The organism is Arsenophonus nasoniae, from assembly GCF_004768525.1.
Taxonomy (GTDB): Bacteria; Pseudomonadota; Gammaproteobacteria; order Enterobacterales; family Enterobacteriaceae; genus Arsenophonus; species Arsenophonus nasoniae.
Window position 1 is genome coordinate 3,221,764 of record NZ_CP038613.1, and the last position, 16,551, is coordinate 3,238,314.

Consider the following 16,551-nt stretch of genomic DNA (forward strand, 5'->3'; position numbering starts at 1 on the left):
AATTATTTCCTATCTGTCAACGATCACCGAAAACTGATCCACTTTTTATCTAAATCCGATCAATCAAAATTGATCCACTGTTTTACTCAGTTATTGCTCCTGAGCGCCGCTTATCTTTCAATCGGTAGCTTTCACCGCTTAATTGCAGTACATGCGAATGATGAAGTAAACGATCAAGCATAGCGGCAGTTAATGTTGCGTCATCAGCAAAAGCACTTGGCCATTGCCCAAATGATAGGTTACTCGTCAATATGACACTGCCATGCTCATAACGTTTGGCAATCACATTGAAAAACAGGTTTGCTTCTTCTCGCCCAAACGGCAGGTATCCAATCTCATCGATAATCAACAACTTCGGGGCCATCACCGAACGTGATAGATATTGTTTGAGCTTATTTTGTCGTTTGGCAGTTGAGAGTTGCAACATCAGTTCAGCTGCCGTGGTAAAGCGGGTTTTCTTCTTGGCCTGTACTGCTTTTAATCCTAACCCAATAGCTAAATGCGTTTTGCCTACACCGCTTGGGCCAAGCAACACGACATTTTCATTACGTTCAATAAACGTTAATGCGCTTAATTCCTGTATGTGTTGTTTGGGGATCCCCGTTGCAAACTTAAAATCGAACGTATTAAGTTCTTTATGTGCTGGGAATCCTGCCATCCGACTCAAAAGATTACGAGTTCGTTCATCTCGTTGTTGTTGCTCACATTTTAACAGGGACAGTAAAAAACTCTCCGTAGCTTTTGTCTTGGGCAATGCATTTTTTCGGCAAGTGATGACCAATGAGTCGGAATAGAATTTAATTTCAATGACTCACACAGGTGTTCAATTTGTTCATGCAATAACATGTTCACCTCCCAGTAATGCTTCGTATACGCTGATTGAGTGTTGCAAACTGACAGATTCAAGGGGCGGTACGATAGGGATATTAAGCGTATTAGTCTGTGGGATAGATTGGCAAACCCTTGCTGGTAAGGGTAGAAGAGACTTAACTTCCTTAGCTAATCTATCTGCTGGCTTCTAACGTTGTTCCATGAATTCGCTGATGGGCAACGCGTTGTAACCATGGACCCACTTTTGCATTAGCTATTTCAATATCCAGTTCAAGATTATGAGCACGAAGGTCGGTGTTTAATGGCACGATAAAGCTGTTTTTAAATAGTGGTTAAAGCGCTCTACTTTCCTTTCGTTTTGCCCTGTAGGGCTTGCAAGCCTTCAATTTAAACCCGTAATCTTTCGACATTTGAAGCATTTCGACATGTAATTTATGCTCACCTTCTGCATAAGCATCCCGTTCGATGATGAGGGATTTTGCGTTATCACACAATACTTCCTGTGGTACACCACCAAAGTAGTCGAAAGCTTCTCTTAAACCTTGCTGCCACGATTCTGCTCGTTCATTATCAAAGAACTTTACATAACTCGCACGCGAATAGCCTAGCGTTGCAACAAACGCTTTCAGCGATTTTTTACCTCGCCGGATGCTGGTGAAGTCGATTTGCATTTGTTGACCTGGCTGTGTTTCAAAACGGACGACTACTTCGGGAACAATGCTTGGTTTAAATTGACAAACAAATCGGCGTAATTGAGCAATACCACCTTGATAGCCGTTTTCAACTACCTCATCAAATAAGACTGTTGCAGGGATCCAATCAGGTTTAGCCAGTTCAATTCGCTGAAGCAAATAAGGTTTAAAGGGGGATAATTTAGTCGGTTGTTGACTTCTTTTAGCATAAGTTGGCATTGTCTGTTGTTGTAAATGATGTTTTACGGTGTTACGGGATATACCCAACTCACTGGCAATTTTTCGAAGGCTTTGTCCTTGTGCAAAGCGAACATGAATATCCACAAATATCTCCTTGGTTAACATAAATTATCCGTACAAAAATGTGCGAATAATACCAAGTGGATCAGTTTTAGATGATCGTTAGTGGATCAGTTTTGCATGATCGGTGACACCTATCCAATAAATTAATTAAAAATAAAACTAAATTGTATAGAAAATTCTGTTAAGCACACGTTTAACATGTTGGAATTAATCTCAATTTATTTTTATAACAAAATTTAAGCAAGAAATTTATATAAAACAGGCAAAATTTGTCTTCAAAATTAGACTGTTAAATATAATTTGCATAAGTAATATTAATAAAATAACTATAAATAATAAATTAAAGGCAATAAATTAATTTCCTTTATAATACATCTCATTAATCTTTTATTATTCTATTAAACAAATTAAATAATCTTGTTTTCTAATTAATAAAAAAGCATCGATCATTTACTATCGATGCTCTGTTAATTTAGCCAACTACCCTTATTTAGTCAGATCATCAAAAAACTTTTTCACACTATCTAAGAAACTCTTTGAACGAGGGCTATTCTTACCACCACTTTCGCCATTCAAGGATTCACCAAATTCTTTTAGCAATGCTTTTTGTTTTTCATTTAATTTAACCGGGGTTTCCACCAGAATGCGGCACATCAAATCACCCGTCATACCACCACGAACAGGCTTAACACCTTTTCCTTTCATACGGAAAATTTTTCCTGTTTGTGTTTCAGCTGGGATTTTGAGGCTCACCCGACCATCAAGTGTCGGTACATCAATTTCACCACCCAATGCTGCAATCGTAAAATTAATTGGCACTTCGCAATATAAATTATTCCCATCGCGCTCAAAAATAGCATGCCGTGTGACATTGACCTGAACATAGAGATCACCGGCTGGAGCGCCATTTTCACCGGCCTCACCTTCACCATTTAAGCGGATCCGATCGCCAGTATTAACTCCTGGAGGAATTTTTACCGATAAAGTTTTGTATTTCTCTACTCGTCCATGGCCATGACATTTAATGCAAGGTTCTTTGATGATTTGGCCACGACCATGACAAGTTGGGCAAGTTTGTTGAACTGCAAAAAATCCTTGCCGGATCTGCACTTGGCCTGCACCATGACAAGTTGAGCAAGTTTCTGGTTTGGTGCCTGGTTTAGCGCCACTTCCGTTACAAACATCACATTTTTCCAGGGTTGGAATACGGATCTCTTTACTGACACCACGAACTGCTTCTTCTAAGGTTAATGTCATTTCGTACTGAAGATCTGCCCCACGAGCCGACCGCTGACGTCGACCACCACCAAAAATATCACCAAATACATCACCAAAAATATCACTAAAATCAGCGCCAGAAGCAAAACCCCCGCTAAAACCGCCACCCATACCACCTTGTTCAAAAGCAGCATGTCCATATTGATCATAAGCAGCGCGTTTTTGCGCATCAGTTAAAATTTCATAAGCTTCTTTAATTTCTTTAAACTTACTTTCTGCTTCCTTATCTCCCTGATTACGATCTGGATGATACTTCATCGCCAGACGTTTATATGCTTTTTTGATCTCTTTTTCGTCAGCTGTTTTAGTAACGCCTAAAACTTGATAATAATCTCTTTTTGCCATATTTATTTTACCCTTAACACACGGAAACGGGCGTAGAGTTCCCCCAACGCCCGTACTCGGTTTTCAGTAACAGAGGAAATAATCCTAACACTATTACTGTGCCCGCTAAGGGCCACTATTTTTTATCTTTATCCTTGTCGTTGACTTCTTCAAATTCAGCATCAACAACATTATCATCCCGCTTAGGCTGGGCGCCTGCGCCTGCATCAGTTGTACCTGCTTGAGCTTGCTGTTGAGCTAACTCTAGTAGTTTGGCAGAAGCTTGAACTAAAGCTTGTATTTTCTCTTCAATGACAGCTTTATCTTCACCTTTGATCGCAGTTTCCAGCTCAGAAATAGCTTTCTCTATATTAGTTTTATCATCAGCAGGTAACTTGTCAGCTGCTTCTTCAATTTGTTTACGCGTACCATGAATCAATTGATCAGCCTGATTACGTACCTGAACTAACTGTTCAAACTTAAGATCTGCTTCCGCATTGGCTTCTGCATCGCTTACCATTCTTTGGATTTCATCTTCTTTCAGACCAGAAGATGCTTTAATGGTAATCTTCTGTTCGCGGCCAGTATTCTTATCTTTGGCTGACACATGTAAAATACCATCAGCGTCAATATCAAAGGTAACCTCAATTTGTGGCATACCACGCGGTGCCGCTTGAATACCATCCAAATTAAACTGTCCTAATGATTTGTTATCATTTGAACGTTTACGTTCACCTTGCAATACATGAATGGTAACTGCCGACTGGTTATCTTCTGCTGTTGAAAACACCTGACTGTGTTTAGTCGGAATAGTGGTATTCTTGGCAATTAACGTTGTCATTACACCACCCATAGTTTCAATACCTAAAGATAGTGGAGTTACATCAAGTAACAAGACATCTTTCACATCACCCGCTAAGACACCACCTTGTACCGCCGCACCAATAGCAACCGCTTCATCAGGGTTAACGTCTTTACGAGGTTCTTTGCCGAAGAAGTCAGCAACCGCTTTTTGCACCATTGGCATACGCGTCTGACCACCAACAAGAATGACATCATTTATATCATTAACATTTAAACCTGCATCTTGCAGTGCAACTTTCAATGGCTCCATTGAGCGTTTAACCAAATCTTCAACCAGTGATTCAAGTTTTGCTCGCGTCACCTTAATATTCATATGTTTCGGACCACTGGCATCTGCGGTAATGTAAGGCAGATTGACATCGGTCTGCTGAGCAGAGGAGAGCTCAATTTTAGCTTTCTCTGCTGCTTCTTTTAAGCGTTGCATTGCTAACGGATCATTGCGTAGGTCAAACCCTTGCTCTTTCTTAAATTCATCGACCAAATAATTGATCAGACGATTATCAAAGTCTTCACCACCTAAGTGAGTATCACCATTAGTTGCCAGCACTTCATAGGTTTTTTCACCATCGACTTCATCAATTTCAATAATTGAAATATCAAAAGTACCACCACCTAAGTCATATACCGCGATAGTACGGTTACCTACTTCACGATCTAAACCATAAGCAAGCGCCGCTGCAGTTGGTTCGTTAATAATACGTTTTACATCTAAACCAGCAATGCGACCCGCATCTTTAGTTGCTTGACGCTGAGCATCATTAAAATAAGCAGGCACAGTAATAACAGCTTCAGTAACAGGTTCACCCAAATAATCTTCCGCCGTTTTTTTCATTTTTTTCAACACCTCAGCGGAAACCTGAGGAGGAGCCATCTTTTGCCCCTTAACATCCAACCATGCATCACCATTATCTGCGGCAATGATTTTATAAGGCATAATAGAAACGTCACGTTGAACTTCTTCATCTTCAAAGCGACGTCCAATCAGACGCTTAATGGCAAAAAGTGTATTTTGTGGATTTGTCACTGCCTGTCGTTTTGCCGGCTGCCCCACAAGAATTTCACCATCTTGTGTATAAGCAATAATAGAAGGTGTGGTACGATCACCCTCACTGTTTTCCAATACCCGCGCACTTGCGCCATCCATAATAGCTACACAAGAGTTAGTTGTACCCAGGTCAATCCCGATAATTTTACCCATCTAAACAGCCTCCAAAGGGAATTCTTAACCAATCTAGTTACCAACCTATATGAGGTTCATTGAACTTTTTTTCAAGGGATTTTTTCCCTGACCTCAAAAAAATCTATCTAACGAGGCACCTTGTGACAGGTTGATAGATTGACCATTGGTAACTACGCTTTTCATTAAAATGGGGACATAAAAATATTCATCAAGGGGAAAGTAAAAAATTATTTTTAGATGAAAAGTCATTTTAATCTTTGTTTTGAACCTAACACTACCTATTATACTTGCTTTTCGTAACCCCCAATAGCATATATTAATTTATATCCTATTGAATATTATATATTTAATGACATTTAGAGGAATTTATGAGTGCAAATAATATTGCCAATCCGGGCCCATTAGGTTTGATGGGTTTTGGTATGACAACCATTTTATTAAATATTCACAATGCAGGATTTTTTCCATTAACTTCAGTAATACTAAGTATGGGTATCTTCTATGGTGGTATTGCTCAGATTATTGCCGGTATTTTTGAATATAAAAAAGGAAATACATTTGCCGCAACTGCATTTTCATCATATGGCTTGTTTTGGCTAAGTTTAGTTGGCTTACTAATGCTGCCTAATATCGCGTCCGTACAAGCAACATCAGCAAATTTTCTCGCAGTTTACCTAGCACTTTGGGGTATCTTTACCTTGTTTATGTTTATCGGCACATTAAAAGCCAATCGCGTCCTACAATTTGTTTTTGCTAGTCTGACGGTACTTTTTGCGCTGTTAGCGATTGGTAATTTGTATGAAAACAAAACCATACTTACTATTGCCGGTTTTGAAGGCATTATCTGTGGCGCCAGCGCTTTTTACCTTGCTATGGCTGAAGTCATTAATGAACAATTTGGCCGCACAATATTACCTATTGGTCATCATTCTTAAATAGCATCCAGCGATATTAATAAAGCAGTTTATGCTGCTTTGTTAACTACTGGTTAGATGTGATTTTATTAATAAACAACAGCAACAGGCCATTATTCAGGCCATCAATCAACTAAAAGCATTATCGACATTACTCCCCAAGCATATCGCAATGCCGCTTTAAATTACCGTTAGAAATTTAATGCCACTCACAACGCCAGGGGCTTTTTTAGCTAAAAAAGGACAATTGCGCATGAACACGACTATCGATCCGAATCCTTTGTCGATGGAACAAATAATAAAACAGCAATGACAGGATGAAAGGAAGTAACTCATTAGCCTGTTTTCTGTCCATTTAAAATACGCTGGCTTACCAAATTACGTCAGCGCGGAAAAAACAACATTGCCGTGATCAACCATAAATGGAAAAATGAAGCTTTTACGCCGAAAGATGGCCAGCGCTATTTAGTTAAAGTCTGGTCACGTATTCGTGCCGCCTTCGCTGACAACGAAGTCAATGTTTATGGTGTCCGGGTGGTAGAAACTCATCATGACGCCACCCCGCACTGGCATTTGCTACTTTTTACCGATAAGGCTAGTCGCGCCAAAGCGATTGAAATTATGCGCCAAAAAGCACTGGCGGATGACCCTGACGAAAAAGGGGCGCAGCAACATCGTTTTGCATGTAAGCATATGAATAGAGGTGGTGCCGTTGGCTACATTGCTAAATACATCGCTAAAAATATCGACGGTTACGCACTAGACGGGGATGTTGACTTTGAAACTGGCAAGCCACTGACTGAAATGGCCGCTGCCGTCACTACCTGGGCATCGACCTGGCGGATCCCACAATTTCATTTTTATAATCTTCCTTCAAAAGGGGTTTACCGTGAATGTCGCCGCTTAAGAAGCCTATCCGTTGCCGACAAATTAGGCGAAATTGCCGAACAGGTCAGAAAAGCGGCCGATGAAGGTGATTTTGCTGCCTATATTCAAGCCCAAGGCGGCCCCTGTACTCCACGCAATCAACAAACCCTGCGCGTTGCCTACCAAACCAACGACCAGCTCAACGCTTACGATGAAGAAGTGCAAAAAGTGGTCGGCATTTATGCCCAACTTAACCCCGCCGCCGAGATAATAAAAACCCGTTGCCGCAAATACCGATTAGTAAAGAAAGTCCCTGCTAGCGAGGACGAGGAGCCTTTAAAAAGCGCCATCGGCGCGCCTCGGAGTTCTGGCAATAACTGTAGAAATGGGGGTTTGCAGGGGGGTTAGATAGGGTGTTTTGGGGGAAGGGAGGTTTGGTGAGGAGTTTGATTTTAAAGAGAATTATTACCAGCAAATGAAACATGACAATGAAAAAACAGATAAAAATTTTTCGCAAAAGGCAATAATTTCATTTATTAATTCATGTTAACATATTATTATTCATAAAATAATAACATTAAAAAATTGAATATATTTATTAATAATTAAATGCAATATTTTTGATATAAACTTGATTATTTATTGTTAGTAAAAAGTAATAAAATGATAAAAAATTTAATTTATACAATAATATAGTTTCTTAAAAATAATCCTTTAAAAATAATAAAAACCATATTAATATATTTGGGTTACCGCATGAGGAACTTCTCTATCTCCTATTCACATAATATATTGCTTTATATGAAGTGTATAAAGGCTGTTAATGGCAACATTAATAATCTTGTAAGGGAGAAAAGCCATGCTAAAGCCAGTTATTGTTCGGCAGTACTTGCGTTTTAGATTTGGCCGCTGGGAAACGGTGTGCCAGCACTGTCGATCATGGCCTAGACGCTAAAGAATTATCCTCATCGGTAACTCCTTTTATTCAATACCTCGCATTTTATTATAATGCCTTAAGTCTCCTGTTTTTTCAAAAATTTTCTTAAATAAATCTAAATAATGATTAGCAGTCATCTCTCCTAACATATGAACGTTGAAAGAGTCAGAGTGGGAACTTCTATTTATAAATCGATAAAAAGCACGATAGTTCTGATCTTCAGTTTCACTCAATAAATTACATAGTTGTTTATTTAGATCATCAATTTTATACACAAATGAAAAATAATATTCCAATATATTTCTCATTACATTAGGTAATATAGCAGTTGGTGCTTTATTTTCACTAGCATCTTTTATAATTTGCCAAAAAGACTGATACTCATTCTTAATTTGCTCTTTTTCCATTCCCTCAACTTTTGAGTTTGAATTTTTATATACTCTATATAAATTATATTTTTTAGTAAATTTTTTCTCCCCAGGGCCTAATTTAATTAGCTCATGAAAAAAGAATAGATTATGCGTCAGAATAATAACTTTAGAAATCATTTCGTTATTTATAATTTTATAATGAATAAAAGATGCTATATCATAAATATAGTTTTGTGATAGACTTGATATAGGATCATCTATAACAACAGAACATAAGCACGCCTTTGGCGTGAGCATCGCGGCAAAGGCGCTCTATTTCTAGGCAATTCCCTTCTCGTCTTTTATACTCTGCTCTATGTACATCCCCAGACCTGCAAAACTGCTATTTCAATACGATGACGGATGGAACCTTTTCATCGAAAATAATCACATAGATGAATGGCAACTACTCTCTGTCGAAAAGATGCTCGCCTGCAGCACCTGCGCTATGGGCGTTCGCCGTTATTGCTGTTCTTCACCTGAATGCTCTCATTCACGCTTCTTTTGTCAAACCTGTAAATCCAAAGCCTGCAGTGCGTGTGGCCTCAAAGGCACCGAACAGTGGATTGCCCAGCAGCGCCATATTTTGCCGGATTGCGAATGGCAACATATTACCCTCACTATGCCTCACCTACTTTGGCCTTTTTTTAACAATAACTGGTACTTGCTCAACCAACTCTTTCGCTGTGCAACCCGCGCCATGCTCAAACACGCCAAGCGCCAAGGCCTCGAAATTGGCATTTTTTGTGCGCTGCATACTTACGGTCGCCAACTCAATCAACATCCGCATATTCATTTATCCGTCACGCGTGGGGGACTCACTCAATATGACACCTGGAAACCGATTTTCTTTAAAAAGAAAGACGTTGAAAAGGTCTGGCGCAGTGCGGTCATTCGACTCCTTAGGGATAACTATTTTCAGTTACAACCCAATAAATTGCCTGGCTTCGGGCACATTCGCAATTATCAGACCTGGTGCCGTTACCTCAATGCCCAGTTTCAACGTTATTGGAAAGTACATTTTGCCAAAAAGACACGCGGGGCCTGGCATAATGTGAAATATCTGGGCCGTTATCTTAAACGTCCCCCTATCTCCGCTTCTCAATTGAAACACTACAGCGGCGGCACCGTGGTTCATCATTACTATGACCACCACAGCCAACAATACAGACGACAGACCTTATCCCAAGAAGAAATGATACGGCGTTATGTCAGTCATATCCCTGCGCGACATTTTAAGATGATCCGTTATTACGGTTTTTTAGCCAATCGCAAACGCGGGTGCTTATTACCGAAGGTGTATGAGGCGTTAGACATGATATCTCCTAATGTGCCTGAAAAACCTGGGTTTGGGGCCCTTATCAAAGGTTTTTTAAATACTGACCCGTACCAATGTATTTTATGTGGAAACCGATTGCGGTTTATGAGTGCGGAAAAAGGAATACACGCCGTCACTTTACTGTCAGAAAGGCGGGATAAAATGGTCAAAAAACGATGGTTACAAACCGCAGCCTAGGAGCAGTGTGCCTATTATTAGGCTTTTAGATGATAATTTAACCGAATTACTGTTCTCATGGTTAATCAACGAGAAAACTGTCAGAATTTAATAGAAATATTGAGTTCAAAACACCTCCATTAATGCCTTACTGTATTGATTGAGATTCCTAACCATCAAGAAGATTGATTTTCTAGATCATTTTTGGTCGTTCTTCCTTTACATAATTCAATAAAATATAGAAATGATATTATAGTTTTCTCGCCCTCACTTAACGAAGAAAAAACACTAGATCCACTCTGCTTTTCTCCGTGTCTTTCTAATGTATAACAATCATTACTAACAGATTTTATTATTTTAAAGCTCTTTATACCAAGTAGTAATAAATTTTTATTTATATTTTCAATTGTAGTTTCAATATTAGAAAAATTGCTTTTTAATTCTGTTATTTCTTGAGTTATAATTTTTAGTTGAGAATCAATATTTATTTCTTCTTTTTTTAATTTTTTTATTTCTTTATCTAATTTTTCCTCATCAACTTTATATATAGAAATGAAATCTTCACTCAATTCTCTTATTTTTTTCCACATGTGTGATACAATTTTTCTTTCACTATCAACAAAATTTTTTACTTTTTCATTTAAAGCATTTAAAGCATTATTTTTCTTAACAATCAAATTGATAAATTTATCAATTTCACTCATTGAATTTAGTTTTATTGATTTTGTTGGAGAGTTTATTTTTTCATCTAATTTTAAAAGATTATCACTAATTTCTCTTTTAATTAAATCTATTATGTTTTTATCAAAATCATCTTCGAATAATTTTGGATGATCAGATAATTTATTAAAAAAAGAATTAACTTCATTATAGTAATTTTGATAGTTTTCTTTTAAATATTTTATTTCAGTTATTAAATTATCATACGAGTCATTAAAAATATTATGCATTTCCAATTTGAAATTTTCATCTATTGTATTAGATTGGCAAAATGGACATATATCATTATCCATGTAGTTTTTAAGTCCATGTCTAACCCAATCATAACTATTAAATTTTTTTATTATTTCAATTCGATAATTTTCTTTTATTGGTAATATTGGCTCTTCTAAAAGAGAAATATCCTTACTATTGAATATATATTTTCTCAACTCTGGAATATTTTCTATATAATGACCTTTATTTTTGATAAGTTCTACATATTCATCTTCTAATTCTTTTAAATTAATATTTTTAGATACATCTGACACATCCAAAGATAATATTTTTTCACAAAAATTCTCACTATGAAAGTTATTTTTTAATAAAGGTCTTAATTCAGACTTTCTTAATTTTGAAAACTTTCCATATATATTATTTTTAAGTTTTTCATAATTATCTTTTTTTCTTGAATCATTCTCTTTATTTTATTCAAAATATTTAATGATTCTAATTGTAATTTATTTTTATCATTTTCTTTATTACCAATCAAAACCTCTATTTCTTTGTTTTCTTTACTTAAAGTAAATATACCTGCTTGTGTATCTTCATAAAAATATCCTTGAATAAATTTTTTATTATAAACTAGAAATTTATAATTCTTATAAAAACTTTTACTACATAATAAATATTGGCTATTTTCATTATTGGCATTAGTATCATAAAAATAATTGGCAATAGTAGATTTCCCACTGCCATTTTGTCCATAAAAAAGATTGATTTGTTTCGACAAATTAATAGTAACATCTTCATTACAATAACTTGCTACATTTCTTAATTTTAAATATTCCATACTTTATCCCAAAAATTAACCACATCAATAAAATTTAATTTTTATAAATACATATAATAGTTATTTTTTATAACATATAAATTTAATATTTTTTTAGAACATGGTCAAAAAAATAAACTTTAAAATTTAATTTATTATTTAATAATATATTATTCATAGTCTTAAGTACTCACATAAAATAGCTCTTAAAAAAGATTTTGAGTCTAAAAATGAAAGTGCAAGTTTCCGCATAAATTTGCCTACATTTTGGATACCATACGGCTACAGAATAAGTAAGGTATAACCTAAGTTTAAACACATCATGCAACTGCATAAAAAACACTACATTTAGCGGGCAGGCGAGGCGGGGCTACCACTGCGATTTATGAGGTTTTAGATGATTTTTCTCAATTATTGAATAGTAATGAATAGAGCTATATACTGAAGAAATTGTAGCAAAATAATAAGTTAAATTTTAACTATAGTGATTATGAGCAAGATATATTATTAAAAAAATTGTTTTAATTTCATATAGTTAAATACCAAGAGAAAAGTCGGCGTTATTAAAGAAGAAAAAATTCATGGAATACATGCGTATTCTTTTATTGTCAAATTCTATCTAACCTAAGAAATTAAAAATAAAACTTACTGCCATTCTAATGATTATAAAAAACTTAATCATAGGTTTCTCACTTTCCTCAACTCACTACCATAGATGATAACCATAAATATTACTTAAATAAAACACTAAACACTGCTAAAACAACATTTAGTAAATTATTTGTAATAATTTATTTTATTAAAAAAGATCGTTTTCTATTTTATTTTAACAAATAATTATCAATATAATAAATTTGTTAAATTTAAATATAGGATTACTAATGACAAGCATAACGAAACCTGCCTCATCAACAGTCTGGATGGCATCAATACTAGATTTTTCACAAAATGACAAAAAAAATCTCGAAAGTATCTTGAATAAGGATCCAGCGAATAACAAAACAAACTCACAAGAACAAATAAATAACGAACAAGCAAAACCAATAACTATATTGTCAAATAAAAATCAAGTTCAGCATAATAGTGATACCCTCAGTTTAATTAATCAATTTATTCACCAACCACTATCAATACCTATTGAAGAATTTGATAAGCTTGCCCATGATGAACAAAATCAACTAATGCGTGCACTGTTAATTAAAGAAAAGATAATTAATCAAGAAGATAAGGCGATAGCGACTCGGGAGCTGGCTAACGGTGTTATTGATTATCTTGACCGTTATGATTATAGCAAAGATAAGATAGCAGAGCTCGCCTGGTTACTGTTAAAACCTTTAGGAGAATATGGTGGCAGCAACGGTGAGACTGCACCTTATGCACGTCAGCAAACAGCGATTACTAACTGGCTGCAATACGCAATTTTTGGTATGCCTATTGATAACTGGCTGCTAGCACAGATAAAAAAATATCAACCACAGCAGAATGCCTTTATTCAAACGGCCACCATCACCGATAAACTGCAGCAAATTATAACAGCCGGGCTACCATTAGATAACTGGCGTTTAATGCAGAAAAAACAGATTGAATCGGCAGAAAATTTTCTGTTACACCATCAAGATCTAAAAAATGATCACCACAACCACATCGAATTAACTTTGCCTTATGCAGAAATTCGTGATTATTATCAACAACGGATATTAAATCGCATTCTGCCAATACTGATATTGCAACCTAAAACCCCAGCTGAAAGGCAACGGCTGCAAAAAATGGCGATAGATGAACCAAAATGGGGTTACTTACATGCAGGTGCCACATTACTGAGTGAAAGCGGTGCGGATTTAAATAGCATGAGTCTGGATGAAATTATCGATACCGGTATGTGGCTTGAAACCTCTATATCGAAGGAAACCGTACCGGCTAGCTATGTTCACTATTTCAAATTACCCGCCCTGATCCATGATGTATTAACAAATGGTCATCAAGCGGAAGTGGATGAGAGTGATAAAGAAGCGATGGCCTCAGTTTATCACGCTTATTTTGACCATTTAACCCAGTACCATAACAATAATAATCCATTTATCCAGCTCAGTAATTTATCACAAAACTGGAAAAGCCGGCCAGATCTGGCCCGCCAGCAACTAAAAGAGAATGATATTGATGAGAGTTGGTTAAATAACTATCTATATAAAAATAGTGTGGTGGAATATCAAAACCGACAGGGTGAGACGGTATTATTACCCAATATCGATGCTGCTTTTGAAAAACAAAATCAGCAACTTGCCGATTTTTCAAAACAAACGGAACTCGCCTTGTTACCTCAGGTTTTTAATACGCTTAAAGAGTCAGAACAGCAGTTTATTGAAAGTGCAAAAATAGAGCTAGTAAAAGCCGAATTTAATGCCCGCGCCAGTATTCGAGGCGTTCCGCAATCATCATCAACTTGGCATGGAATAATGGCTTCGGGTGCATTAATTACACCGGTTCCCAATTCAATTGATATGCTTAAATGTACCTTTAACGGTGAAGAACGGATCTATGCATTACAAAAAGAACCGAATACAAAAATAGGACGCTATAAACTCTCTCGAGTCGATAATAATAAAAATGACATCCTTGATCTGTTTCCTCATGATCCTGCAATTCGCACTGACAATGAGTATCAATTAAAGTTTCATTCCGCATCTTTGCTAAAAAAAGCCGCTGAAAAACCGCAAGTCTTCATTAACAAACTAGCGACATTACATCGCGACAAATTAATTGATAAGCTACATCAATGTCACCGATCATGCAAAACTGATCCACTAACGATCATCTAAAACTGATCCACTTGGTATTATTCGCACATTTTTGTACGGATAATTTATGTTAACCAAGGAGATATTTGTGGATATTCATGTTCGCTTTGCACAAGGACAAAGCCTTCGAAAAATTGCCAGTGAGTTGGGTATATCCCGTAACACCGTAAAACATCATTTACAACAACAGACAATGCCAACTTATGCTAAAAGAAGTCAACAACCGACTAAATTATCCCCCTTTAAACCTTATTTGCTTCAGCGAATTGAACTGGCTAAACCTGATTGGATCCCTGCAACAGTCTTATTTGATGAGGTAGTTGAAAACGGCTATCAAGGTGGTATTGCTCAATTACGCCGATTTGTTTGTCAATTTAAACCAAGCATTGTTCCCGAAGTAGTCGTCCGTTTTGAAACACAGCCAGGTCAACAAATGCAAATCGACTTCACCAGCATCCGGCGAGGTAAAAAATCGCTGAAAGCGTTTGTTGCAACGCTAGGCTATTCGCGTGCGAGTTATGTAAAGTTCTTTGATAATGAACGAGCAGAATCGTGGCAGCAAGGTTTAAGAGAAGCTTTCGACTACTTTGGTGGTGTACCACAGGAAGTATTGTGTGATAACGCAAAATCCCTCATCATCGAACGGGATGCTTATGCAGAAGGTGATCATAAATTACATGTCGAAATGCTTCAAATGTCGAAAGATTACGGGTTTAAATTGAAGGCTTGCAAGCCCTACAGGGCAAAAACGAAAGGGAAAGTAGAGCGCTTTAACCACTATTTAAAAAACAGCTTTATCGTGCCATTAAACACCGACCTTCGTGCTCATAATCTTGAACTGGATATTGAAATAGCTAATGCAAAAGTGGGTCCATGGTTACAACGCGTTGCCCATCAGCGAATTCATGGAACAACGTTAGAGAAGCCAGCAGATAGATTAGCTAAGGAAGTTAAGTCTCTTCTACCCTTACCAGCAAGGGTTTGCCAATCTATCCCACAGACTAATACGCTTAATATCCCTATCGTACCGCCCCTTGAATCTGTCAGTTTGCAACACTCAATCAGCGTATACGAAGCATTACTGGGAGGTGAACATGTTATTGCATGAACAAATTGAACACCTGTGTGAGTCATTGAAATTAAATTCTATTCCGACTCATTGGTCATCACTTGCCGAAAAATGCATTGCCCAAGACAAAAGCTACGGAGAGTTTTTACTGTCCCTGTTAAAATGTGAGCAACAACAACGAGATGAACGAACTCGTAATCTTTTGAGTCGGATGGCAGGATTCCCAGCACATAAAGAACTTAATACGTTCGATTTTAAGTTTGCAACGGGGATCCCCAAACAACACATACAGGAATTAAGCGCATTAACGTTTATTGAACGTAATGAAAATGTCGTGTTGCTTGGCCCAAGCGGTGTAGGCAAAACGCATTTAGCTATTGGGTTAGGATTAAAAGCAGTACAGGCCAAGAAGAAAACCCGCTTTACCACGGCAGCTGAACTGATGTTGCAACTCTCAACTGCCAAACGACAAAATAAGCACAAACAATATCTATCACGTTCGGTGATGGCCCCGAAGTTGTTGATTATCGATGAGATTGGATACCTGCCGTTTGGGCGAGAAGAAGCAAACCTGTTTTTCAATGTGATTGCCAAGCGTTATGAGCATGGCAGTGTCATATTGACGAGTAACCTATCATTTGGGCAATGGCCAAGTGCTTTTGCTGATGACGCAACATTAACTGCCGCTATGCTTGATCGTTTACTTCATCATTCGCATGTACTGCAATTAAGCGGTGAAAGCTACCGATTGAAAGATAAGCGGCGCTCAGGAGCAATAACTGAGTAAAACAGTGGATCAATTTTGATTGATCGGATTTAGATAAAAAGTGGATCAGTTTTCG

The 16,551-nt window shown here is 37.0% G+C and carries 9 protein-coding genes and 4 pseudogenes; 7 read left to right on the top strand and 6 right to left on the bottom strand.

Features of this window, described 5'->3' with window-relative positions:
- Positions 1–82: 82 nt before the first annotated feature.
- From istB (ArsFIN_RS16370) to dnaK, 4 genes and pseudogenes are all read right to left on the bottom strand, one after another.
- Positions 83–846: pseudogene (gene istB, locus ArsFIN_RS16370) on the bottom strand (IS21-like element helper ATPase IstB).
- Positions 833–1,868: pseudogene (gene istA, locus ArsFIN_RS16375) on the bottom strand (IS21 family transposase). The pseudogenes istB (ArsFIN_RS16370) and istA (ArsFIN_RS16375) overlap by 14 nt, the downstream one beginning before the upstream one ends.
- Positions 1,869–2,312: 444 nt before the next feature.
- A complete protein-coding gene (gene dnaJ / locus ArsFIN_RS16380) occupies positions 2,313–3,449 on the bottom strand; it encodes a molecular chaperone DnaJ (RefSeq protein ID WP_026823787.1) in 1,137 nt (378 codons plus the stop codon).
- A gap of 115 nt (positions 3,450–3,564) precedes the next feature.
- A complete protein-coding gene (gene dnaK / locus ArsFIN_RS16385; protein ID WP_026823786.1) occupies positions 3,565–5,490 on the bottom strand; it encodes a molecular chaperone DnaK in 1,926 nt (641 codons plus the stop codon).
- Between the two features lie 350 nt (positions 5,491–5,840).
- Between dnaK and satP the strand changes: the two genes are divergently transcribed.
- From satP to ArsFIN_RS16395, 3 genes and pseudogenes are all read left to right on the top strand, one after another.
- Entirely contained in the window at positions 5,841–6,407 is a 567-nt protein-coding gene (gene satP, locus ArsFIN_RS16390) for an acetate uptake transporter (protein ID WP_026823785.1), read from the top strand.
- 103 nt (positions 6,408–6,510) lie between these two features.
- A complete protein-coding gene (locus tag ArsFIN_RS27645; RefSeq protein ID WP_246067446.1) occupies positions 6,511–6,570 on the top strand; it encodes a hypothetical protein in 60 nt (19 codons plus the stop codon).
- Between the two features lie 188 nt (positions 6,571–6,758).
- Positions 6,759–7,646 (top strand): annotated as a pseudogene (locus ArsFIN_RS16395) (replication endonuclease); the annotation flags it as partial.
- Between the two features lie 588 nt (positions 7,647–8,234).
- On the opposite strand, the gene ArsFIN_RS16400 reads toward ArsFIN_RS16395, so the two are convergent.
- Positions 8,235–8,858 carry an AAA family ATPase gene (locus tag ArsFIN_RS16400; RefSeq protein WP_026823783.1) on the bottom strand — a complete coding sequence of 208 codons (624 nt, stop codon included), beginning with the start codon at positions 8,856–8,858 and terminating at the stop codon, positions 8,235–8,237.
- 58 nt (positions 8,859–8,916) lie between these two features.
- On the opposite strand from ArsFIN_RS16400, the gene ArsFIN_RS16405 reads away from it, so the two are divergent.
- Complete coding sequence (locus ArsFIN_RS16405; protein ID WP_135678003.1) at positions 8,917–10,116, top strand: IS91 family transposase; 1,200 nt, start codon at positions 8,917–8,919, stop codon at positions 10,114–10,116.
- A 155-nt stretch (positions 10,117–10,271) separates the two neighbouring features.
- On the opposite strand, the pseudogene ArsFIN_RS16410 reads toward ArsFIN_RS16405, so the two are convergent.
- Positions 10,272–11,866 (bottom strand): annotated as a pseudogene (locus ArsFIN_RS16410) (AAA family ATPase).
- A gap of 860 nt (positions 11,867–12,726) precedes the next feature.
- On the opposite strand from ArsFIN_RS16410, the gene ArsFIN_RS16420 reads away from it, so the two are divergent.
- The 3 genes from ArsFIN_RS16420 to istB (ArsFIN_RS16430) are packed head-to-tail and all read left to right on the top strand — an operon-like array spanning position 12,727 to position 16,496.
- Positions 12,727–14,661 carry a hypothetical protein gene (locus ArsFIN_RS16420; protein ID WP_026823962.1) on the top strand — a complete coding sequence of 645 codons (1,935 nt, stop codon included), beginning with the start codon at positions 12,727–12,729 and terminating at the stop codon, positions 14,659–14,661.
- Positions 14,662–14,707: 46 nt separating this feature from the next.
- On the top strand, positions 14,708–15,748 hold the full coding sequence (istA, locus tag ArsFIN_RS16425) for an IS21 family transposase (protein WP_135677417.1): 1,041 nt from the start codon (positions 14,708–14,710) through the stop codon (positions 15,746–15,748).
- The gene (istB, locus tag ArsFIN_RS16430) at positions 15,735–16,496 is read left to right on the top strand and encodes an IS21-like element helper ATPase IstB (protein ID WP_135678008.1); all 762 of its coding nucleotides are present in this window, start codon (positions 15,735–15,737) and stop codon (positions 16,494–16,496) included. Before istA (ArsFIN_RS16425) ends, istB (ArsFIN_RS16430) begins: the two co-directional genes overlap by 14 nt.
- The last annotated feature ends 55 nt before the right edge of the window (positions 16,497–16,551 follow it).